This is a genomic window from Megasphaera coli, from assembly GCF_900095855.1.
Taxonomy (GTDB): domain Bacteria; phylum Bacillota; class Negativicutes; order Veillonellales; family Megasphaeraceae; genus Megasphaera; species Megasphaera massiliensis_A.
Genome location: NZ_FMIY01000002.1, coordinates 409552 through 433317 on the forward strand (window position 1 = coordinate 409552; position 23766 = coordinate 433317).

At 50.6% G+C, this 23766-nt stretch carries 19 protein-coding genes; 12 read left to right on the top strand and 7 right to left on the bottom strand.

The annotated features are described in order from the left end of the window. Positions 1-130 precede the first annotated feature (130 nt). Entirely contained in the window at positions 131-6073 is a 5943-nt protein-coding gene (locus BQ2674_RS02385; protein WP_075572268.1) for an ESPR-type extended signal peptide-containing protein, read from the top strand. 115 nt (positions 6074-6188) lie between these two features. Here the strand turns inward: BQ2674_RS02385 and BQ2674_RS02390 are convergent, their stop codons facing one another. Then, positions 6189-6674, bottom strand: a complete 486-nt coding sequence (locus BQ2674_RS02390) for a hypothetical protein (protein ID WP_075572269.1) — start codon at positions 6672-6674, stop codon at positions 6189-6191. Between the two features lie 188 nt (positions 6675-6862). Here BQ2674_RS02390 and BQ2674_RS02395 point away from each other — a divergent pair, with 188 nt between their 5' ends. The 5 genes from BQ2674_RS02395 to BQ2674_RS02415 are packed head-to-tail and all read left to right on the top strand — an operon-like array spanning position 6863 to position 11006. After that, on the top strand, positions 6863-7786 hold the full coding sequence (locus tag BQ2674_RS02395) for a metal ABC transporter solute-binding protein, Zn/Mn family (RefSeq protein ID WP_075572270.1): 924 nt from the start codon (positions 6863-6865) through the stop codon (positions 7784-7786). Between the two features lie 38 nt (positions 7787-7824). Then, on the top strand, positions 7825-8550 hold the full coding sequence (locus BQ2674_RS02400; protein ID WP_075572271.1) for a metal ABC transporter ATP-binding protein: 726 nt from the start codon (positions 7825-7827) through the stop codon (positions 8548-8550). Continuing rightward, complete coding sequence (locus BQ2674_RS02405; RefSeq protein ID WP_075572272.1) at positions 8543-9427, top strand: metal ABC transporter permease; 885 nt, start codon at positions 8543-8545, stop codon at positions 9425-9427. Before BQ2674_RS02400 ends, BQ2674_RS02405 begins: the two co-directional genes overlap by 8 nt. After that, positions 9424-10566, top strand: a complete 1143-nt coding sequence (locus BQ2674_RS02410) for a metal ABC transporter permease (RefSeq protein WP_075572273.1) — start codon at positions 9424-9426, stop codon at positions 10564-10566. The genes BQ2674_RS02405 and BQ2674_RS02410 overlap by 4 nt, the downstream gene beginning before the upstream one ends. A gap of 5 nt (positions 10567-10571) precedes the next feature. Next, entirely contained in the window at positions 10572-11006 is a 435-nt protein-coding gene (locus BQ2674_RS02415) for a metal-dependent transcriptional regulator (RefSeq protein ID WP_075572274.1), read from the top strand. 97 nt (positions 11007-11103) lie between these two features. Here BQ2674_RS02415 and BQ2674_RS02420 read toward each other — a convergent pair whose 3' ends face one another. After that, entirely contained in the window at positions 11104-11457 is a 354-nt protein-coding gene (locus BQ2674_RS02420) for a hypothetical protein (RefSeq protein ID WP_075572275.1), read from the bottom strand. Positions 11458-11727: 270 nt separating this feature from the next. Here BQ2674_RS02420 and topA point away from each other — a divergent pair, with 270 nt between their 5' ends. From topA to BQ2674_RS02445, 5 genes are read left to right on the top strand one after another with little or no spacing between them, the layout of a single operon-like run. Next, positions 11728-13989 (top strand): type I DNA topoisomerase, encoded by a 2262-nt coding sequence (gene topA / locus BQ2674_RS02425; protein ID WP_075572276.1) that lies wholly within the window; start codon positions 11728-11730, stop codon positions 13987-13989. Then, entirely contained in the window at positions 13979-15292 is a 1314-nt protein-coding gene (gene trmFO / locus BQ2674_RS02430; protein ID WP_075572277.1) for a methylenetetrahydrofolate--tRNA-(uracil(54)-C(5))-methyltransferase (FADH(2)-oxidizing) TrmFO, read from the top strand. Before topA ends, trmFO begins: the two co-directional genes overlap by 11 nt. Then, positions 15292-15831, top strand: a complete 540-nt coding sequence (hslV, locus tag BQ2674_RS02435; RefSeq protein WP_075572278.1) for an ATP-dependent protease subunit HslV — start codon at positions 15292-15294, stop codon at positions 15829-15831. The genes trmFO and hslV overlap by 1 nt, the downstream gene beginning before the upstream one ends. A gap of 20 nt (positions 15832-15851) precedes the next feature. Then, positions 15852-17258 carry an ATP-dependent protease ATPase subunit HslU gene (gene hslU / locus BQ2674_RS02440; RefSeq protein WP_075572279.1) on the top strand — a complete coding sequence of 469 codons (1407 nt, stop codon included), beginning with the start codon at positions 15852-15854 and terminating at the stop codon, positions 17256-17258. A gap of 7 nt (positions 17259-17265) precedes the next feature. Beyond that, entirely contained in the window at positions 17266-18492 is a 1227-nt protein-coding gene (locus BQ2674_RS02445; protein WP_075572280.1) for a class I SAM-dependent rRNA methyltransferase, read from the top strand. A gap of 64 nt (positions 18493-18556) precedes the next feature. Here the strand turns inward: BQ2674_RS02445 and BQ2674_RS02450 are convergent, their stop codons facing one another. From BQ2674_RS02450 to BQ2674_RS08730, 5 genes are all read right to left on the bottom strand, one after another. Continuing rightward, positions 18557-19786: an aminopeptidase gene (locus BQ2674_RS02450; protein ID WP_075572281.1), complete on the bottom strand. Its 1230-nt coding sequence runs from the start codon at positions 19784-19786 to the stop codon at positions 18557-18559. Positions 19787-19798: 12 nt separating this feature from the next. Beyond that, positions 19799-21139, bottom strand: a complete 1341-nt coding sequence (locus BQ2674_RS02455; RefSeq protein WP_075572282.1) for an MATE family efflux transporter — start codon at positions 21137-21139, stop codon at positions 19799-19801. A 69-nt stretch (positions 21140-21208) separates the two neighbouring features. Next, a complete protein-coding gene (gene rpsT / locus BQ2674_RS02460; RefSeq protein ID WP_075572283.1) occupies positions 21209-21475 on the bottom strand; it encodes a 30S ribosomal protein S20 in 267 nt (88 codons plus the stop codon). A gap of 140 nt (positions 21476-21615) precedes the next feature. Continuing rightward, positions 21616-22173: a LysR family substrate-binding domain-containing protein gene (locus BQ2674_RS02465; RefSeq protein ID WP_075572284.1), complete on the bottom strand. Its 558-nt coding sequence runs from the start codon at positions 22171-22173 to the stop codon at positions 21616-21618. Next, positions 22088-22279 carry a LysR family transcriptional regulator gene (locus tag BQ2674_RS08730; protein WP_075572285.1) on the bottom strand — a complete coding sequence of 64 codons (192 nt, stop codon included), beginning with the start codon at positions 22277-22279 and terminating at the stop codon, positions 22088-22090. The genes BQ2674_RS02465 and BQ2674_RS08730 overlap by 86 nt, the downstream gene beginning before the upstream one ends. Before the next feature lie 248 nt (positions 22280-22527). Here BQ2674_RS08730 and BQ2674_RS02475 point away from each other — a divergent pair, with 248 nt between their 5' ends. Then, on the top strand, positions 22528-23745 hold the full coding sequence (locus tag BQ2674_RS02475; protein ID WP_083222289.1) for a CaiB/BaiF CoA transferase family protein: 1218 nt from the start codon (positions 22528-22530) through the stop codon (positions 23743-23745). Positions 23746-23766 lie beyond the last annotated feature (21 nt).

The window sequence follows — 23766 nt, forward strand, 5'->3', positions numbered from 1 at the left end:
GAACTTGAGAGGAGGGGCCGGTAAAGATTAACTGAATATTAACGAGGAAATAACCGGCGTTAATAAATTGGGATACAGCAGGTTTCTGCAGCACTTTCAATATAATGGACAGAAAAGGAGAGGTACATGCATGAACAAAGCTTATAAGGTCATTTATAATCGTACTCGTCATATGTATCAAGTCGTCTCGGAGTTGGCGAAGAGTCACGGGAGGATGCCTTCAACCGGTACGGTTAGCGGCAGAGCGGGAACTATATTGGCAAGGACCGTTCTCGCATCGTTATTGTTTTTCGGCGGAAGTATAGGGGTTCATGGAGCCACCGTCAATGACGGGGATACGCTGAGCGGAGGCGCAAATATTACGGTAACGAAAGATACCGCCACCAACACCATCACGGTAGAGACCAACGGTTTGGCTACAACCACCGATCTGACCGCAGTGAGCAATACCGTAAATACCAATACATCCAAGATAAATACGAATACCAATAATATTAATACCAATTCCAATAATATCAGTACGAATTCCAGTAATATTAATGCCAATACGAACAAAATAAATACATTGACGGCTTTGACCAACAGTCTGGGACTTGATTCCACTAAAGCCGGAGTAAAGTATTTCCGTGCCAATTCCACCGGTGCGGATGCCGCAGCGACCGGGACCGACTCCGTTGCCGTCGGTCCCAAAGCCAAGGCCACTCAGACCAATGCCGTTGCCGTCGGCAATGATGCAAACGCTACCGGTGATAATGCGGTAGCCGTCGGAGTGAATTCCAAGGCGGCGGCCGGCAGTTCGGTGGCCGTAGGGGACGATGCGAGGAATTCTTCTTCGGCGACCAACGGTATCGCTATCGGCCGAAAAGCGGTTAACGGCGCTTTCAGCGGCATGACTCCGGACGGAGACGGGATCACCGTTATGGTCGGCGGCGGGAAAAACAGTATTTCCGTCGGGAATAACGCCAATGCCCGCGGCAATTCGGCCTTGGCACTTGGCGACGGTGCAGTTGTAAAGAATGACGGTGCTAATGAGCTGATCAACAGCAACAGTATGGCCATCGGCACAAACGCGGGAACAGTGGCATCCAATAATGCCGTGGCCATCGGGCGCGGTGCGTCCGTTACTAAGAACAGCAACAGCGCAATTGCATTCGGTGACGGTGCCGCGGCTACTGCGGAAGCGGCAACGGCGGTCGGTAAAGGGGCCGCAGCTAAAGGTGCGGACAGCTTTGCGGCGGGAACTTCCGCATTGTCTACAGGAGGAAATGCCGTGGCTATCGGCAAGGGTGCTCAGGCCGGCGGCGGGAATGCCGTGGCTATCGGCAATACCAGCACGACGGGCGGCTCCGATTCCGTTGCCGTCGGCAATCAGGCCAGTGCAGCGGCGGGTAAATCCATCGCGGTCGGTTCCGAAGCCGGTAAAGGTATGGTAGGGGATCTGCTGGGGACCAAAGGCTCTCATGTTGCGATCGGCGATCAGGCGGGCCAGAATATCAATGCACTCCAAAATATTGCCATCGGTTTTAAATCCGGTGCTAACGGATCCAGTGACTATAACATTGCCATCGGTTCCGAAGCGGGTACCAATATAGGCTCACCGGGCAATGCCGCCGTCGGGAAAAATGTGTCCATCGGCTATCACGCCAATAAAAATGACACGCTCAAGTCTATTATCCAATCTACGGCAGTCGGCAGTGAAACCAAGACCGCCGATGACGCGGTCGCATTGGGATACCAGGCGCAGGCCACGGGCAACGGCTCCATAGCTGCCGGCTTTAATGCACAGGCAATGGACGCGGGCAGCATGGCTTTGGGGCAGGGGGCTTCGGCCAAAGGCGGAAACATCGCCATCGGCAACGGTTCCGTGGCCGATCCGTCCATGATCAGCGGTACGGGATATCTGACGAACACGGCCGCTCCCGCAACAGGCGTTTCCGTAGGTACTTCGTCGGCTCTGCGCCGCATTACCAATGTGGCGGACGGCGCGCAGGATCAGGATGCCGTTACGGTGGCACAGCTGAAAAAATCCATTGACGCCACAGTGGCGCAAGTAAATGCGAATATCACCAGCACAACGGCGACGGGGGTTTTTTACGATACGGCAACTACCGGACAGGAAAGCATTACTTTAAGAAATACGGGCAATAAAGGTACGGTCATTCATAATGTGGCCAATGGGATATTGGGGACGGACGCGGTCAATGTCAATCAGTTGAATGATACGGTTGACAGTGCAAAGACGCACTATTATTCCGTAAAATCCACTAATGCCAACAACTACAATAATGACCTGGCTTCCGGTGATGATTCCATGGCGGCGGGGGTCAGTGCCAAGGCGTTGGGAACACGCAGCGTATCTATCGGTAATAATGTGGAATCTCAGGGAACCGGCAGTATTGCATTAGGCTCCGGGTATGATGATCCGAATAATCCGGGGTCATTGACACAGACGCTGGCAGTAACGGGTTATGAATACAATACGGCAATCGGTGCGGGTGCCCAGGCGGCGGGCAATCACTCTATCGCCATGGGAACGCGTGCCACGTCATCTCTTAAAAGTGGCGGCACCAGTGTGGACAAAGCTATTGCTATCGGTTACTCTGCCGGAGTTTCCGATGACAAGGCGATCGCCATCGGCAGTGATGCAAAGAGCAACAGCAAGAGTGCCACCGCCTTGGGCGATCGGGCACAGTCTCTGGCGGGCAATGCACTCGCCATCGGCACGGCGGCGACGGCTACGGGAGAATCCTCCGGCGCTATCGGTACAAGTAATGTTGTCAGCGGTGCCAATACGTATGTTATCGGTGCCAAGAACAGTGCTCCCGCAGCCGGCGTAACCAGTAACGGTGCCGATGTCACGGCAAACAATTCCGGCGTTTTCGGGAATGAAAATACATTGAACGGAAACGGAAACAGAGTTGTCGGCAACAGCAATATAGTAAAACAGGAAACTGCAAAAGGACTGTCCGATGTTATGGTGACCGGCAACAGCAATACGGTCAGCGGGGATGCGGATACGACGACACAGGATGATTCCGGAGACATGTCGGGCATTACGATCACCGGTTCCAAAAATACGGTGAAAGCGGTCAATAACCAAAAGAAGCTTGCAGATATCCAGATTGTCGGAAATAACAATAAAGTCGACACATCAAATAAAACACTTGATTTATCCAATACGCAGATACTGGGCAGTAATGTGACGGCGACTATGGGAAATTCCGTATATTTGGGCAGCGGCTCCGCTTATGTGGCTGACAGTGCTTCCACGAAAGGCATGTCCGTTTACAATACGGACGGTACCTATGCGTATGCAGGCGGTACGCCGGCAGGCGTGGTTACGGTCGGTTCGAAAGGCAAGGAACGCCGTATCCAGAATGTGGCAGCCGGCCTTGTCAGTGCGGCAAGCACCGATGCCGTGAACGGCAGTCAGCTGTATACGATGACACGGCCGCTGCGTTTTGCCGGAGACAATTCTACGATCGGAGCCACGGCGGCAGCCGATGTAAATGTTCTCCATCGGGGATCCGATCAGGCCATGTCCATCCTGGGCGGTGCGACAGGTGCATTAAGCGACGGCAATATCGGCGTAACGGCTGATGCGGCAGCCAATAAGATCAACGTGAAGCTTGCCAAAGACCTGAAGGATTTAAACAGCGTGACTACGGGCGATACGGTCATGAATACGAACGGAGTGACAATCAACAACGGTCCTTCCATTACAAAGAACGGTATTAATGCGGGCAACAAGACCATTACCAATGTGGCCGCCGGCGTCAACGATACGGATGCCGTCAATGTGAGCCAGTTGAAAAAGATTAGCGATGTGGATAAAGGCGGCGGATTCGGCCTTGCAGATGAAGCCGGTGCCACGGTCAAAAAGAATCTGGGAGAAACGGTTGCCGTTGTCGGAGATAATAAGAATACGACAACAAAAGTAGTCGGCGGCAAACTGCAGGTAGCATTGAAAGATGATATCAATGTAAACAGCGTGACTGCGAAAACTGTCAATACAGATACTATAAAAGCGGGTGACACCACAATTACCGGCAACGGCCTGGTGATTAACGGCGGTCCTTCCATTACAAAGACCGGAATTAGTGCAGGCGGAAAAACGATTACCAACGTGGCTGCCGGTGTTAATGATACGGATGCGGTTAACGTAAAGCAGTTAAAAGATACAATTACAGCGAACAAGACCGTTTTGCAGGACGGGAAGAATACGACCGTTACGGGCAGCGGGACTTCCGCCGATCCGTATAAGGTGAATCTGAACGACCATGTGACGCTGGGAACGGATCCGGCCAAGCAGATCGATATCAACGGAGAAACGGGAGTTATCAAAGCCGGAGACAAGGTAACTATTGACGGTACGAAAGGGAACATTACTTCCGGCAAGGTGACCGTCAACGGAGAAAACGGAACGGTCAACGGGCTGACCAACAAGACGTGGGATCCGAATAACTTTACGAGCGGTCAGGCAGCTACGGAAGACCAATTGAAAGCTGTTGACAACAAGATCACCAATACGACGACCGAGCTGACGAATAAGGGTATGAATTTCGGCGGAAATTCCGGTGCTTCCGTTCATAAAAACTTGGGAGAAACGATGGAAATCGTCGGCGAAGGGGCGAAGGCGGATGATCAGTACAGCGGCGAAAACATCAAAACCTATACAAAAGACGGCAAGCTTGTTATCGGCATGGATAAGAACCTGAAAGCCGACAGTATCGCCATAAACGGCAAGGACGGCAGAGACGGAGCCACCATTAAAGGCGGAGACGGAAAGCCCGGTGTGGACGGAACGAATATTACCCGTCTGGTTATTGAAGAGAAAGATGGCAAGCAGCATGATATCGCCACCTTGGATGACGGCATGAAATACGGCGGCGATACAGGTGCCGTTATTAAGAAGAAACTGAATGAACAGGTCAACGTAGTCGGCGGTATTACTGATGAAAGCAAGCTGACGACTGAAGACAATCTCGGTGTAGTATCCGACGGCGGCAGCAACCTGAAAGTCCGGATGGCCAAGGATGTGAAAGGACTGAATACAGTCACGACCAATACGCTTAATGCGACGACTGTAAATGCAACAATCGTGAATGCCACCACGGTTAAGACCGGGGACACTACCGTCAACGACAACGGACTGACGATCAGTAACGGTCCTTCCATTACCAAAGCGGGAGTTGATGCGGGCAACAAGACCATTACCAATGTGGCTCCCGGCGCAATCAATCCGACAAGCACGGATGCGGTCAACGGTTCCCAGTTGTATCAGACTGAAAATAAGATAACGAAGCTGGGCGACCGTGTGGATCGCGTAGGTGCGGGGGCAGCCGCTTTGGCGGCACTCCATCCGCTGGACTTCGATCCGGATGACAAATGGGATGTGGCAGCCGGCTACGGTAATTATAAAGGGGCACATGCCGTGGCGATCGGGGCGTTTTACCGTCCGAATGAGGATACCATGTTCAGCGTCGGCGGTTCATTCGGCGGCGGAGAGAATATGGTAAATGCCGGTGTCAGCTTGAAGCTGGGGCAAGGGAACCATGTTTCCACTTCCAAAGTAGCCATGGCGAAGGAAATTATTGAATTAAAAGATTCTGTTGCCCGATTGGAAGCACAAAACGAACAGTTCCGTACCATTATCGGTCAAATGTCGGGACAGGCGATGAAAGACGTAACTTTCCCGGATGTACCGAAAGATCATTGGGCTTATGAATATGTGAAATCCTTAGCCGACAGAGGCCTTCTTGAAGGATATCCCGATGGTGAGTTTAAAGGAGACCGTTCGATGACACGGTATGAATTTGCAGCAATCATATACCGTGCACTGCAAAATGGTGCGCCTGTCGACGGCAATATGGGCAAGGCCATGGACGAATTCGGTCCTGAAATCGAAAAGGTACGGGAAGCATACCGTTTCCGTGTAGATCGTATTTCCGGAACGGACAATGACAGGAACAAGATAGAACGCATTCGCGTCAACAATAAGAACAATGAAGAAAAAGGCGATTACCGTGATATATACGGCTCCCACATACAAATGGAGAACGATACTCATTAATTTGATGGAAAACGCTGAGTAACCTTTCTTCTTCAAGTAAACAAAAGGTCCGGCAAAAGGAACAGATAAAATCTGTACCCTTTTGCCGGACCTTCTTTGTTTATTCGGCGACCTGTTATTTCTCTGAAAGAGTATAACGCTTTGAGGCGTCAACCATAAACAGACGAATGAACAATCCTTTTGCCGATTTGATTTTCAGAGGCCTGTTATTTTCCGAGGCTTTTCCGTCCGCGTCAAAAGCCCCTTTGAGTGTAGATGACAGGATTTTATATTTTCCGCGAGTTTTGTCACTCCAAATATGAGCATCGTATTCGAGGATTCCCGTCGTCAACTTATTTTCCTGATAATCCGCAGCGGTCGGTCTGACGGCAATATCCATAACGTACAGAGTGCAATAGATGTTTTGCAGGCTGCTGGGGAGATCCGCAGTTTCTATCCCCATCAAGCTTTCCGTGTCCACGTAAATCACACTGTTTGCCGCAGTTTCTACGACCCGGTAGCGTTCCGGATTTTCAAGCAGTGTCTTGGCGTCCATAGCGCCGGCCGCTGCGGGAAAAAGCAGAGCGGCAGCCATTGACAGGGTAATGAGCAATCTTTTCATAATTGATACCTCCGTTTTTTTCTTTCAATAGTATCATGAAATCGGGAAGTATGCTACTTCGGCTTTTTCCCGGACGCAGTATTATCACCCTGCCGACAGATTGAAAAATTAGGTGTTGACAAGCGCCAGAGCAGATAATAAAATAAAAGTAAGGCGAGCCTAACAAAAATAAAAAACGGAGGATATATATGAAAAAATTTCTGGTTATATGTTTGGCATTAGCCATGCTTCTTGTAGCCGCATGCGGAAATACGGGCGATAAGGAGTCATCCGGCGAAAAGAAAAAGGTCACGGTTACGACTTCTTTCCTTTACGATATGGTCGAGACGTTGGCAGGAGACGACGTCGATCTCAATCTTATCATACCTGCAGGAGAGGATCCGCACCTCTATGTGGCCAAGGCGGAGGATTTGAGGAAGATACAGGATGCGGATCTGGTACTGTACCACGGTCTGCATTTTGAAGGAAAAATGCAGGATGCCCTTAAAAGTAAGGGATATGCGGTTACGGAGACCTTTGACCGGGGAAAAATAGGCACTATGGAAGAGGACGGAAATGTCATTCAGGATCCGCATTTCTGGTTCGACGTGGAGCTCTATAAGGAAGCGACTGCAAATGCGGCCAAGCAGCTAGAAGCACTGCTGCCGGAAAAGAAGGAAAAAATTGAAAAGAATCTCGAAGCTTATTTGCAGGAACTTACAAAACTGGATGAGGAAAACAGAAAGATGCTGGAACAGATCCCTGAAGATCACAGGTATCTTATTACACCGCACGATGCATTCAACTATTTCTCGAGACGCTACAACATCCCCGTAAAAGCGCCTCAAGGTGTCAGCACCGACAGTGAAGTTGCCAACAAGGATGTGCAGGATACGGCCGATTTCATAGTCGAACATCGGGTAAAAGCGATCTTTGCGGAATCCACGACCGATCCGGCACGTATGGAAAAGCTCCGCGAAGCATGCGCGGCAAAAGGCTTTGACGTGAAGGTTGTAAAGGGAGAAAATGAACAGCTCTTTTCCGATTCTCTGGCGCCGAAAGGTGAGGACGGAGATACGTATATAAGCATGTATAAGCATAATGTGAGACTGATAACGGAGAATTTGAAGTAGCCGTGTGCCGTGCATAAAGGAGAGAACAGGGCGAAAGAATGAATAAAGAGATCATAAAAGTCGAAGATCTGACAATGGCATATCATGACAAGCCCGTCCTCTGGGATGTCGATATAAGCATCCCGGAGGGCTCCCGCACGGCGATAATAGGCCCGAACGGAGCCGGGAAGTCCACTTTGCTGAAAGGTATATTGGGCCTGCAAAAAACATTGTCCGGGGAAATTACCGTATTCGGCGAGCCCGTAAAACGGGTAATCAAAAAGATTGCCTATATTCCGCAAAAAGGATCGGTAAACTGGGATTTCCCGACGACCGTTACGGATGTCGTTCTCATGGGGCGGTACGGTCATTTGGGCTGGATCCGCAGACCGGGGAGGAAAGATAAGGAGTATGCAGCCCGCGCCATCGATATGATGGGGCTTACGGCCGTTAAAGAGAGGCAAATATCACAGCTCAGCGGCGGTCAGAAGCAGCGCGTCTTCATTGCCCGCGCCATAGCGCAGGCTGCGGATATTTATATTATGGATGAACCGCTGGCAGGTGTGGATAAGCGGACTGAAGGGATTATTATCGGCTTTATCAAGGACATGCAGGAAAAAGGGAAGACATCCGTCGTCGTCCATCATGATCTCAATACGTTGACCGACTATTTTGACTATGTTGTCATTCTGAATAAGCGCGTCATCGTACAGGGTCCGGTTAATGAAGTATTTACGGCGGCCAATTTGGAAGCGGCCATGATGATCGGAGGCAGCCATGCCTGATTTGGGAATCGTCACATCCTATTCGTTTGTCATCGTATCGGCAGGTACGCTGCTCTTGGCCATGGCTGCGGGCGCAGTCGGCTGCATCAGTGTACTTAAGGGTGAATCGCTTATCGGTGACGCCATCGGGCACTCGTCCTTTCCCGGTGTCGTCCTCGCCTTTATGTGTTTTATGCAGCGCAGCCCTCTCTTATTGATGATCGGCGCCATTTGCTCCGGCAGTGTCGCCTTTATGCTCATTCAGTCCGTAAAAGCCAATTCCAAGGTGGAACTCGATGCGATTTTAGCCGTCGTCTTATCGACCTTTTTCGGACTCGGCATGGTTCTGAAAAGCTATATTCAAGGCAACCCGGACTACGGCAGAGCCTCGCAGGCAGGTTTACAGCGGTATATTTTCGGCCAGGCCGCTTATATTATGCAGGAAGACGTGCAAATCATACTGGTCGTAGCCGCAGGCGCTTTGGCGCTGTTGCTGTTATTCTATAAGGAAATAAAAATATTCGTCTTTGACCGGGAGTATGCAAAGGTTATGGGCGTTCATACGGGAGCAATGTACGCTATTACTGTCGTTATGACGATGAGCCTTATCGCAACGGGACTGAAACTGGTCGGCGCCATACTGATTGCGTCTCTTTTGATTATTCCCGCCATTACGGCGCTGCAGTGGAGCAATCACTTCAGCAGGGTTATGTTGGTTGCCGCCGCCACAGGCGGTGTATCGGCAGTCTTGGGAACCTATATTTCCACCGTCTATGACGGTATGTCGACGGGTCCCGTAATTATCACGGTCATGAGCCTGTTCGCCTTCGCTTCGCTCATCATCGGGCCGCACGGTATGATTGCGAATATGCGTATTAGAGAGAGGATAAAACAATGACGGGCGGAGAATTATGGAGTTATATCCTGTTGTCCAAAGACGCCTTATGGGTTCTGCTGAGCACGTCCGTAACCTGCGGGGTACTCGGCTCTTTTTTAGTGCTCCGTAAGCTTTCCATGCTTGCCGACGCCATCTCCCATTCGGTTCTGCTCGGCATTGTAGTGGCCTTCTTTATCGCAAAAAGCCTCAATTCGCCGCTCCTCATCATCGGTGCCGCCGTATTCGGCGTTCTGACGGTATTGGCTGTGGAACTTCTGTCCGATACGGGACTCGTGCGCAATGACGACGCCGTAGGCATCGTGTTTCCCCTGTTTTTTGCGGTAGCCGTCATCTTAATCACAAAATATGCCCGCAATGTACATTTGGACACGGATATGGTCCTCATGGGAGAAGTCATCATGGCACCCCTATACCGAATGAATATCTTCGGCATCTCCATACCGAAGGCACTGGTACAAATGGGTATTCTCTTTGCCGTCAACACGGCATTCATCGTTACCTTTTTCAAAGAACTCAAGGTAACGGCCTTTGATAAAAACTTTGCCGTAACCGTCGGTTTTTCTTCATCCATTCTCTATTACGCTCTCATGACGCTGACCTCACTTACGGCCGTAGCGGCCTTTGACGCCGTCGGAGCCATACTGGTCGTGAGCTTTTTAATAGCTCCCGGCGCATGTGCGTACCTGGTGGCAAAAGATTTGCGGAACATGCTGCTTATCAGTGCCGCCTATGCCGCAGTAAATTCCCTCGTCGGCTACGTACTCGCTCTTTATTGGCAAGTATCCATGTCCGGCATGACGGCAACGGTTGCCGGCGTGACCTTTATACTCACGTTCCTGCTTAACCGGGATGGACTTATTACGAAAATCATTCTGCGCAGGAGGCGAAAAAATCAATTTTTCCTCGATTTGATGACCATGCATATCGGCAACCACATGGAGGATGACGATGCGAAACTGGAGCTGGGCTTTGAAACTATCCAAAATCATTTGAACTGGAAAAAAGAAAATATACGTAAACGTGCCGATAAGTTGATACAATGTGGTATAATCTATACAGATGATACTGCAGGGATTTACAGGCTGACTGATAAGGGCTTGCAGAAATATCACGAAATCAAATCAAATTACGGGATGTAATACGGATGAACTCGAGCAGAGAAGATTATTTGCAGGCAATCTACCGATTATCGCAGCAAAAGGGTTATACGAATAATAAGAGTATTGCCGCATACCTGGATATTTCTAAAGCTTCCGTCAGCGAAATGATGCACAAGCTCATTGCCGATGATATGGTCGTTGTACGGGGCACGCAAATCCGCCTGTCCCCGGCCGGCCGGGAACAGGCGGAGAAACTCCTGTCCAGCCATCGGCTGTGGGAGTACTTCCTTTCCAATATCCTCGGTATGGACAAAGCGGAAATACACGAGCAGGCGGATCTTTTGGAACATGCGACGGGAGATGCCCTGCGCAAGGCATTGAATGAATTTTTGAGTTATCCTACAAAGAGCCCGAAGGGAAAGGCTATATACGAGAACCTGGAAGAAAAAGAAAAACTCGCCGATGAGGCGGATACATAAAAATCGAGCTGTAAGAGCAAAAACTCTGCGGCTCGATTTTTGTTGAGTAAGAACTTATATTAAATTTAGATTTTTAGATTTCTATAAGCAAAATTTATTAATATCCGTAGATAGATTCGTAAACTGCTTCTCCCATAGAGTCGGGAATGATTGGTTGCCAATCCGGATAACTGTATGAATAACTGTAGGTGCAGTTGCCATTTTTGTCATATTCGGCAGCGGATAAGAGCGCCCATTTTTTATAGAGATGAGTGTATATGGAGTATTGGAGAGAATAGCTTCCATCGGGATGAACTATTTTCCCCAAAACTATTGCAGCTTTGGAATTTTTTATGACAGAAGCATTATCTATAAAATATTGCGAACCATTCTGAGCCGCCCCTACCCAATACCAATTTGCAGCAAATGAAGGAAAAGAGCATGACATGAGTAGTAATAATGCGATAATCATTTTTTTTCATAATGTTAATCTCCTTCTGTCTTTTATAGTTATATCGGTCTTTTTAAATTAAAGAAATATTACAATAATATAATAAATACAAACATATTATATATAAATTACAAGTTATTAACAAGATATTATTTTATCATTGTATAAACACAAGTTATGTGTTTGTGGGATATTATAATGGTCAATATATATTGTTGCTGGTGTGCATATAATAGTGTATTATTTAGAACGAAACGATTTTAGTGTGTTTTTCAGTTAGGATGAGTTGAGATGTTGGAATTTCCTATTAAAAGAAGTATTACCATTGATGATACAAAGAAGAAGAGCCGCAAGAAGAGCGGTGACGGGAAGCCCGTCATTACGGGGAGTGTTAATTTGCCTGTGCGGGAACCGCTGAAGAAACTGGATCCCTTGCCGAAGAATGCAAAGAATCTCGTTATTGTCGAATCGCCGGCCAAGGCACGGACGATTGAAAAGTTCCTCGGCAAGGACTATAAAGTTCTTGCCAGCCGCGGTCATCTGCGCGACTTGCCGCGCAATCAGTTCGGCGTCGATTTACAGCACGATTTTACGCCCGTGTACATCGATATGTATGACAAGCGTAAGGTTATTGATGAATTGCGCGATGAGTTTGTCCGCTCCAAAAATATATATCTTGCGACTGACCCGGATCGTGAGGGTGAAGCTATTTCCTGGCATTTGGCTCACATTTTGGAAATGAATCCGGAAGAGCCGTGCCGCGTCATGTTTCACGAGATCACGAAAAATGCCGTCAATGAGGGCCTTAAAAAGCCCGAGCCCATTGACCTGAAACGGGTCGACGCACAGCAGGCACGGCGTATTTTGGACCGCATTGTGGGCTATCAATTAAGCCCCCTCTTGTGGAAGAAGGTTTGTAAAGGCCTCAGCGCAGGACGCGTCCAGTCCGTGGCGGTGCGGCTCATTTGCGAACGGGAAGAAGAGATCGCCGCCTTTGTGCCGGAAGAATATTGGACGCTTGCAGCCGTATATAAGGCGGAAGACGGAGCTACGTTGAAAGCGGAGCTGGCGAAGGTAAACGGAAAAAAAGCCAAGCTTGCCACCCGGGAAGAGGCCGAAGTCGTTCAGAAGGCTCTCGAATGGGAAAAAAACGGCCTTACGCAGGATGCGGATCGCGTGACCAAGGTGGAAAAGCGGAAGCGCAAGCGCATGCCCCAGCCGCCTTTTACGACGTCGACCATGCAGCAGGAAAGCGTGGGCAAGCTTAACTTCGGCGCCAAGAAGACGATGATGCTGGCCCAGCAGTTATATGAAGGCCTCGATATCGGCGACAGAGGGCAAGTAGGTCTCATTACATATATGCGTACGGACTCGACGCGCATTAACGGTGATATGATCAAGAGCGCCCGCGAGTATATCGGACGAACATACGGCAAGGAATACATTCCCTCAAAAGCGCACGTGTATAAGTCAAAAGCTTCCAGCCAGGACGCGCACGAAGCCGTTCGCCCGACATCTCTCGAATTGACGCCCCAAACGGTGGCATCCTTCTTGACGCGTGATCAGCTGCGTCTGTATACGCTTATTTGGAATCGTTTTCTTGCCAGCCAGATGACGCCTGTAGAAACGGAGCACGTGTCCGTTACCGTAGAAAGCGGTACCTATGAACTCAAGGCCGCAGGCTATACGGTTCTCTTCAAGGGATTTACGGAGCTTTACGAAGAAGCGAAAAAAGAAAATGACGCCCAAGTCCTGCCGGCTATTGCCGAAGGTACGGTTGTCCATAATAGGGGAATTGAAAAGACGCAGCACTTTACGCAGCCGCCGCCGCGGTATACGGAAGCGAGCCTGATCAGGACGCTTGAAGAAAAAGGTATCGGCCGTCCCAGCACATATGCACCCATTATGGATACGATTAAGAACCGCAACTACGTGGAAAAGAAAGACAAGCAGTTTATTCCCACCGAGCTCGGTGTCATTACGGTCAAACTGTTGAAGGATTACTTTGAAGGCATTATTAACGTCGACTTTACGGCGCATATGGAAGAAGCCCTCGACGGTATTGAACAGGGCAGCGACACGTATACGCACGTACTGCATGAGTTTTACGATGTATTTCGGCCCGAACTGGAGCATGCCGAAAGCAGTATGGAAAAGGTGACCGTTGCCGGCCAGGATTCGGGACAGGTCTGCGAACGGTGCGGCGCGCCTATGGTCTATAAATTCGGGCGCTTCGGCAAGTTTTTGGCCTGTTCCAACTTCCCCGAATGCCGCAATACGAAGGCTATCGTCGAAGATACGGGCATTACGTGTCCCCGGTGCGGTGAAGGGCACCTGATCAAGCGGAAATCGAAGCGTGGCCGCCAGTTTTACGGCTGCGACCGGTATCCGGAATGCGATTTCGTGCTTTGGAACGAGCCTGTCGATAAAAAATGCGGCCTCTGCGGCAGTATCATGACGGTGAAACATTATAAGAACGGACAAGACAAGCTCTTTTGCAGCAACGCGGAATGTGAAAACCATAAAAAAGGTGAAACAGTAAATGAAGACTAGCGTACTCGTCATCGGTGCAGGATTGTCCGGTGCCGAAGCGGCATGGCAGCTTGCTTGCCGCAGTGTTCCCGTGGAACTCGTCGAAATGCGCCCGGCCAAGCGTTCGCCGGCTCATCATACGGATTTGTTTGCCGAGCTCGTGTGCAGCAACTCTCTGCGTGCCGCCAATATTGAAAATGCCGTGGGCTTACTGAAGGAAGAAATGCGCCGCCTCGGTTCGCTCATTATGGAGGCCGCCGATGCGCATCGTGTACCGGCAGGCGGAGCGCTGGCCGTCGACCGCATTCCCTTCAGTGAATATGTAACGGAAAAATTAAAAAATCATCCTCTCGTTACGGTGCGGGAAGAAGAAGTGACCACACTGCCTGAAGACCGCATCTGTATCGTCGCGACGGGGCCGCTTACAAGTGATGCGCTGTCCGCATATATCGGCATGCTGACGGGGAAGAAATACTTCCACTTCCACGATGCGGCGGCACCTATCGTCACCGTCGATTCCCTCGACATGACCAAGGTCTATCGGGCGGCACGTTACGGCAAGGGCGGCGCCGATTATTTAAATTGCCCCTTGACGAAAGAAGAATACGCAACATTTTGGCAGGCCCTGACGACGGCCGAATGCGCGGAGCTCCATGAGTTCGAAAAAGACGACACCGTATTTGAAGGCTGTATGCCCGTGGAAGTCATGGGCGGCCGCGGCATCGACACGCTTCGTTACGGTCCGATGAAGCCGGTCGGATTGGAACTTCCCGGTACGGACACTGTCCCTTATGCGGTCGTCCAGCTCCGTCAGGACAACGGCAGCGCTACCCTCTACAATATGGTCGGTTTTCAGACGCATTTGAAGTTCCCCGAACAAAAACGGGTGTTCTCCATGATTCCCGGCTTGGAGCAGGCCGAATTTGTGCGTTACGGCGTAATGCACCGTAATTCATATATCAATTCGCCGGAACTTCTCTTGCCGACGCTTCAATACAGGCGAAGAGGCTCCCTCTTTTTTGCCGGTCAGCTGACCGGTGTGGAGGGGTACTTGGAATCGGCGTCTATGGGCCTTCTGGCGGGCATAAATGCGGCTCGTCTTTGGAACGATAACGATTGCCTGACCTTTTCGGGACGTACGGCTATAGGTGCCTTAAGTCGCTATATTTCGACGGGGCCCAACGATAATTTCCAGCCTATGAATGTCAATTTCGGTATTATGGAGCCTTGGGGGAATACAAAGCGCATGAAGAAGAAAGAAAAAAATGCGGCCCTCGCACAAAGGGCCCTGGCAGAGATTGAAGAAATGAAGGAGCTGTTATGATGGATACAGGTTTTCACGCGACGACGATCGTTGCCGTGCAAAAAGACGGCAAGACCGCCATTGCCGGTGACGGGCAGGTTACGCTCGGTAATTCCGTTATTATGAAGGCGACGGCACAAAAGGTGCGGCGTCTCTATCAGGGAAAGATTATCAGCGGTTTTGCCGGCTCCGTTGCCGACGCTTTTTCCCTTTTTGACCGTTTTGAGGCAAAGCTGAACGAGCACAACGGCAATCTCGTGCGCAGTGCCGTCGAACTTGCCAAGGACTGGCGGAGCGATAAGGTGCTGCACAAGTTGGAAGCCCTGCTTCTCGTGGCCGACGGTGAACGGATTCTTCTCGTTTCCGGTACAGGTGAGGTCATTGAGCCGGACGACGGCATTTCAGCTATCGGCTCGGGCGGCATGTACGCCTTGGCGGCGGCGCGGGCCCTGCAGCAAAATACGGAATTGTCCGCTCGGGAAATTGCGGAAAGGGCTTTGCACATTGCTGCGGATATTTGCGTATATACGAATCACAACGTAATTGTGGAAGAAATTTAGAAACGGGGAATTCAGATATAATGACACAGGAACAAGATTTAACACCTAAACAAATTGTGGCGGAACTGGATAGATACATTGTCGGCCAGGACGACGCGAAGCGTTCCGTTGCCATTGCCCTGCGAAATCGGTGGCGCCGCAAAAAGCTGGGCACCGACATGCAGAAGGAAATCATTCCCAAGAACATCCTTCTCATCGGGCCGACGGGTGTCGGCAAGACGGAAATTGCCAGACGCTTGGCCGGCCTTGCCGGCGCACCGTTTATCAAGGTGGAAGCGACGAAGTATACGGAAGTGGGCTATGTGGGCCGCGATGTGGAACAGATGATTCGCGATCTCGTGACCAACGCTATTCGCATGGTGCAGGAGCGGGAAAGCCGCCGCTTTGAAGCACGGGCGGAAGAAGAAGCGAACAAACGCATCCTTCAGGTTTTCTGGCCGAAGAAGGAAGCCGTAAAAGAAGCCGTTACGGATCCGATGGGTTTTCTCTTCGGCAGCGGTGAAGAAACGGCAAAGAAAGAAGATCGTGAGGAAGCGCCGGAACCGGGTTCGGAAAAACGGAAGAAGGTGTTGGAGCAAATTGTCTCTCATGCTTGGGATGAGCGGGAAATTGAAGTGGAAGTGACTGAAGCGGATCGGGCCGTCCAGGGCATATTGACAGGCAGTTCAACGGAAGAACTGACCAATAATTTTCAGGAAATGCTCGGCAACCTCGTACCCAAGAAAAAGCGGAAAAAGAAGATGACCGTTGCGAAGGCACGGGAAATTTTTAAAGAAGAAGAACTGGGCAAGTTTCTCGACATGGATATCATCGTTGAAAAGGCCGTTCAGGCTGCGGAAGAATCGGGCATCGTTTTTATTGACGAGTTTGATAAGATTGCCGAAAAAGGCAGAACGAGCGGCCCCGATGTTTCGCGTGAAGGCGTACAGCGCGATATACTGCCTATTGTCGAAGGGGCGACGGTAAATACGAAGTACGGGCCCGTGAAGACGGATCATATCCTCTTTATTGCAGCCGGCGCCTTTCACGTTTCCAAGCCGTCCGATCTTATTCCCGAGCTGCAGGGGCGCTTTCCCATTCGCGTGGAATTACAGTCGCTTACGGTCGACGACTTCAAACGGATTCTAACGGAGCCGAGCCAATCGCTTATCAAGCAGTACACGGCTCTTCTCAGCGCTGACGGCATGGAATTGGAATTTACGGCCGACGGCATCGGCACGATTGCCGAATATGCCCACCGCGTCAATTCGGAAACGGAAAACATCGGTGCCCGCCGGCTTCATACAATTTTGGAAAAAATCTTGGAAGACATTGCCTTCAACGCACCTGACGCGGACGAAAAACACATTGTCGTCAACCAGGCATTTGTAACGGACAAACTGAGCGAAGTCGTGCAGAATGTCGACTTGAGCCGCTACATCTTATAGGAGATATATGCGAACATTTACAAAGCTTATTATCAATAAAAAAGCGGAGAGATTGGCTCTCACAGGTCATCCCTGGGTATACGGCGAAGAGGTTGTCCGTACGGAAGGCGAGTATGAGACAGGCGATCTCGTCGACGTGTATACGGAGAAAGGACGCTATATAGGCACGGGCTTTGCCAACGACATCTCCAAGATTCGCGTCCGCCTCGTCTCACGCAATGCAAACGATTGTTTTGATGAAGCCTTTTGGCAGCGCCGCGTCTCCTATGCCGCGGCCTATCGCCGAACCGTCATGAAGGGCAGGGACTTTGAATGCTGTCGTCTCATCCACGGTGATGCCGACGGTATGCCGGGCCTCACCGTGGACAGATACAACGACATCTTGGTCGCCCGGACGCTGTGCTACGGTACGGATGCCGTTAAAAAGCGTATTTTTAAAGCCCTTGTCGGCGTTCTTAACGAATACGGTGTGGCTATAAGCGGTATATACGAGCGAAATGACGTGAAAGTTCGCGATCTCGACGGATTGGCGCAGCACAAGGGCTGGTATGAGGCGGATTTTCTGCCCGAGCCGCCGGCAACGGTTGTGACGACTATCAATGAAAACGGTGTCCTCTACGACGTGGATGTGGAAAACGGTCAAAAGACAGGCTTTTTCCTCGATCAGAAGTATAACCGTGCTGCTGCGGCGCGCCTTGCCGCAGGCAAACGGGTCCTTGACTGCTTTACGCATACGGGGGGCTTCGCCTTAAATGCCGCCGCGGGCGGTGCCCTTTCCGTCCGGGCCGTCGACATATCGGCCGAAGCCGTGCGGCAGACGGAAGCGAATATTTATAAAAACGGCTTGTCCGAGGTTGTGACTGTTGAAGAGGCGAATGTCTTCGACGTCCTTACGGAGTTGACGGAGAAAAAGAAGAAAGACTATGACTTTATCATCCTCGATCCGCCTGCCTTTGCCAAGTCGGCCAAGGCGCTGCACAATGCACGGCGCGGCTATAAGGAAATAAATCTCAAGGCCATGCGCATTCTGCCGCGGGGCGGCTATTTGGCGACGTGCTCGTGCTCTCATTTTATGACGGATGAGCTCTTTCGCAGGATGCTGGCCGAGGCGGCGGCCGACTCGGGTGTCTCGCTCAGGCAAATCGAAGGACGGCAGCAGTCGCCGGATCATCCCATCCTGTGGAATGCCGGCGAAACGGGTTATTTAAAATTCTATCTTTTCCAAGTGGTATGAAAAAAGGCGCCTGCAACGATATTCAGAACATGTTGCAGACGTCTTTTGTATAGATGCAGGCTATTTATTCGGCCCAATTGCCGTCTTTGAAGACCGGTACCTCAGTGCCGTCTTTTTTTATGCCCGTAATTTGTAAATCCGCGGAGCCGATCATAAAATCCACGTGTACGACCGAGTCGTTCAGTCCCGCCGTCCTCAGCTCGTCGTCGTTCATGTTCGCACCGCCGCGCAGGCACGTAGGGTAGGCCCTGCCGAGGGCGACGTGGCAAGAAGCATTTTCGTCGAAGAGAGTTTCATAAAAGAGCGTATTTGTCAGAGAAATGGGAGAATTGTACGGGATAAGGGCAACTTCGCCCAAACGGCGAGACCCTTCGTCGGTATCCAAGAGGGTTGTGAGAATATCATTGCCTTTTTCGGCAATTGAATCGATGACGGCACCGTCTTTAAAAACAAGGCAAAAGCGGTCAATAATGTTGCCCCGGTAGACAAGCGGTTTCGTGCTGTAAACGACCCCGTTCACCTGGTCGGGCTGCGGTGCTGAATAGACTTCTTCCGTCGGCACGTTGGCGTTAAAGAGGATGCCCGTTGTCGTGGCTTCCGTGCCGCCCTGCCAAATATGACCTTTCGGCAGGCCGATGGTGAGATCCGTGCCGAGCTCGTTCGTGCAGCGGAGAGCAGTAAAGGCCTTCTCCGTCAACCAGGTACGGCGTTTTCTCAGATTTTCCAGGTGCCCGTCCCAAGCGGACAACGGGTCCGGGCCGTCGGCGCGGGATGCCTTGAGGATAGCCTGCTCCAGTTTGGCATAGGCCGTGTCGGTATCGTCCTCCGGGTAGAGGAGCTTGGCCCACGTGCAGGACGGGACGGCTGCGACGAGCCACGTGACTTTTGAAGCCATAATGCCGTCGGAATACTCTTTTAAGGCCTTGTGTGATGCGTGCTGAAAGGCCGTGATTTTTTTTGTGTCCACGCCGGCGAGCAGATTCGGATTTGCCGAAATAAGGCTCAGGAAAGCGGCTCCCTTGCGATAGTAGGAGAGACTGAAGTCGCGGCGCCAATCGGGGAAGCTTTCAAAATTTGCCAAAGCCTCCCGATTGTAACGCAGCTTCGTTAAATTGTCACAGCGCCAGCTGACGACGACCTGCGACGCGCCGTCGTTGTAGGCCGCTTCGGCCAGAGCGGTCGTAAATTCGGCCGCCTCGACAGGCGCATTGATGACGAGGATTTGGTCTTTTTGCAGGTTGATGCCCTTCTTTAAGAGCACTTGGGCGTAAGCTTTCTTTTCGTTTTCAGTCATGATTTTTCTCCTTTATAAGGGGCGCCGGCTCGTAAAGAACCAGAGCCTGCCGTTTAAGGCGAAGGCATTGATGGCCAGGCTGATGACAAGGCTCAGCCAGTAACCGTACGGGCCGTACGGAGTATAGTGTGCCAATACGTATCCCAGGGGGATGGCGATGAGCCAATACGTGACAAAGGCGACGTACGTAATGACCTTGACGTCCTTATAGCCGCGCAGCATGCCCTGTACGGGCGTGCCCAGGGCATCAAATACGGAAAACATAAGGGCGAAAATGAGAAAGTTGCGAATGGCACGGAAGGTTTCCAGATCATGCGTAAATATGGCGGCAATATCGCCCAGGAAAGTATATGTCAAAAAGGCCGTGATACAGACGGCGGTGAGGGACGTGAGGCTGCAAATCATGTCGTATTGGAGGGCGCCCTTGCGATTTTTTGCACCTGCTTCATAGCCGACAACGATAGTCGCGGTCAAACTGATACTCCAGGGCAGCGTATAGACGAGGGTGGAGTAGCTGATAGCCGCTTGGTTTGCCGCAATGTAGAGTGTGCCGAACTCACTCATGAGGAGCCCGACGATACTGAAAAGGCTGGTCTCACAAAATATGGCGACAAAAATGGGCAGGCCCAGGCGCAGCTGTTCACGGCAATAAATCCAGCTGAAAGAGCGTATGTTCGTCCATAAGCGATAATTACTGAAAGGCTTTTTAAAGTGTAGGATGACCATGAAGGCAATACACGTAACCCACGCTGCCAGAGAGATGGCATAACCCGTGCCGGCGCCGCCGAGGGCGGGAATGCCGAAGCCGCCGAAGACGAAGAGGCCGAAAAGGGCGACCGTGAGAATCATATTTGCCATGAGGACGGCCATGGAGAGCTTCGTCATGCCGTGGGCATCGACGACGTAGCGCAGCGTCGCCTGCACGAAGAGCGGCAAGACGCCGAAAGCAAGGGCAAAAAGGTATTCCTCCGAAATGGACTGGACGGCAGGGTTCAAATGCAGAAATCCTAAGAAAGGCTTCAGGAAAACCTTGCCGAGGAGGAGAATAATCAAGGTCAAGGCAACGGCTATATAGATCCCCTGCATGATATAGACGGGAATTACTTCTTCTTTCCCGGCACCGCGCAATTGGGCAATAATGGGCGAAACGCCGAAAGCGATACCGCAGGAACCGGCAAAAAGGGGAAACCAAATGTTTGCGGCGACGGCGACACCTGCCAGATCGATAGTGCCTGCATTGCCGCTGAAAATACTGCTGAAGAGATTGCTTCCCACCTGGGCGAACTGCGTCAGCAAAAGGGGAAAGAAGAGTCCCAAAAAGTATGTAAATTGTCTAAGCTTCGGTGCTGTCATACATAACCTCATATAATATTTGAAAATATAAAACAAGCCCCGTTTACACGGGGCTTACAGGCATCTCAGTTATTTGCTTGCACTGTTTACTTTAGCAGCTAAGCGGGATTTTTTACGAGCAGCTGTGTTTTTGTGAAGCACACCCTTTTGAGCGGCGCTGTCAATAACGCTGCTGGCTTTATCAAATGCTTTTTTGACCGCGTCGGCATCACCCGTAGCGATTGCTTCCGTCGTACGGCGAATAGCTGTGTGTACAGAAGACTTTACACGAGAATTGGCTGCGTGACGAGCGGCATCTTTTTCCATAGATTTGATATTGGATTTAATTTGCGGCAAACTGATTCACCTCCCTGCTTACAATAACACCGGAATTAATTTTAGCACACAATATATTGAAAAGCAAGAAATTACGCCTGCTTCAGTCCTATAACCGGAAAGTGAAGTTAAAATGCCCTTTGCTGCAGTATAAAGCGATATTAGCCGGATTGTATAAACGTGTTTTTGGCCACTTCGATCATGGCGTTTATACAAGGGTTGTTTTCCTGCGACCACAGGAGGTAGCGGTTGAACAGTTTCTCACCCCGCAAGGGAACAAAGACCACGTTGTCGCCGGAATTGGCCTGGTGTTCTTTGTAGAGGACGGATATGCCGGCGTCGCAGGCCACCTGCATTAAGAGGGCCGATATGGTATCGGCCTGTCCGACAATGTCCGGTGTGAAGCCCGCCGCAGCCGCATGAAGAATAATCGATTCATATCCCGCCTCCGACGAAGCGCGGGAAATTGCAATGAATTTTTCCTGACGCAGCTCCGAAAAATCCACTTCCTCCCGACTTGCCAGAGGATGGAAGGGAGAAACGGCGATACAGTCGCGGCGCCGGTCGATTAAGAGGGACTTACTTTTGCGGCGCGGTTTCCCCGAGGCGACGATAATGTCTACCGTACCGTCATCAAGAGAGCGGAGAAGACCTGTAGGCGATGTAAATTTCAGATTGACGCTGATGTCCGAAGTTGATTTCCTTCTCCAAGGCCGCAATACTGCGGCTTAAGGCCGGTTGAGTAATGAATTGTCGATTTGCGGCCAATGTAAAATTTAGAGATTGAGCTAAGGCGTAATAACATTCCAATTGAAAGATGGTCATGGAAGACACCTCATTGTTTTACAGTGTTTACTTAATTTTACCTGACCGGGAAGACGGTTTCAATATAAACTGCACATGTGTACTGAAGAGAAATTTGGCCTTTTCGCCTAGATACATGCTTAAACATAAAATTTATAATGCAAAAATGTTATAATAAATGCCGTGTTTTTGGCATTTCACGAGAAAACATATCATTGTTATAATTTTCTTATAAAAGACATTCGAATTCAGTTCGGAAGGGAGCTTATATGATGGAACGGAAACTTTTAGCAGGGATCAGAGTGCTTGATTTTACGGATTTCTTGGCAGGTCCTTATTGCGGTATGTATTTTGCCGACATGGGTGCCGATGTCATCAAGGTGGAAAACCTGCGAAGCGGCGGCAACTTTGTGAGAAACGCGAGACCCTTGGAAAAAAACAGCGGCCTCAGCATGTATTTTCAAAACCTCAACCGCAATAAACGCGGCGTCGCTATCGATTTAAAGCAGCCTGAAGGAAAGGATTTGTTTGCAGCCTTGATAAAATCGGCGGATGTGCTCCTTGAAAACAATCGGCCCGGTGTCATGGAGCGTTTGGGCTTCAGCTATGAGGATTGTAAAAAAATAAACCCGCAGCTCATATACGCGTCCATTTCCGGCTTCGGCCAATACGGTCCCAACTCCGGGCGGCCGGGCTATGACTTGATCGGCCAGGCCATGGGCGGGAGCATGAGTATTACAGGCTGGCCGGACATGGAACCGACCCGCGCGGGCATGGCTATCGGCGATTTGTTTGCCGGATTAAACGCAGGCTTTGCCGTCTGTGCTTCCCTTTTTGAACGGGAAAAAAGCGGCAAGGGTAATCATATAGATGTGGCTCTGGTCGATTCCATCTATTCCGGCATGGAGGCGAAGATGATGCAATACGTTTATACGGGCGTAAGTCCGACAAAGACGGGAAATAAGTATATTTCATCGGCGCCGTATGACTCGTTTAAAGCAAAGGACGACTATTTTGTTATCGCTTCCGGTACGGATAAGCATTTTGCCTGTCTCGCCGCCGCCATAGGGCAGCCCGAATTGGCCGGCAATCCGTTGTACATCGATACGGAAAAGAGAAAGAAGAATGCCGACGCCTTAAAGAAGATTATTGAAACATGGGCAAGTACGAAGACCGTTGCCGAAGTATGCCGTATCATTGACGGGGCCGGCATACCGGTCGCGCCGATTTACAATTGCGAGCAGTTGGCCGGGGATAAAAACATTACGGAAGTACGCGAAATGCTGGTTAGAGTTCCGGCTCCGGCAAAGCATCCCGAGGCGCCGGAATTGACGGTTATCGGTAATCCCGTGAAAATGAAGGAGTCGCCCTGCACGTACAAAAAAGCCGCTCCCGATTTGGGTGAAGATAACGGGGCCGTCTTTACGGACCTCGGATTTACGGAGAATGAGTTGGCGGTCCTGCGGGCCAAGAAGGTTATCAATTAGTCTAAGCTTTAAACGGCGGAG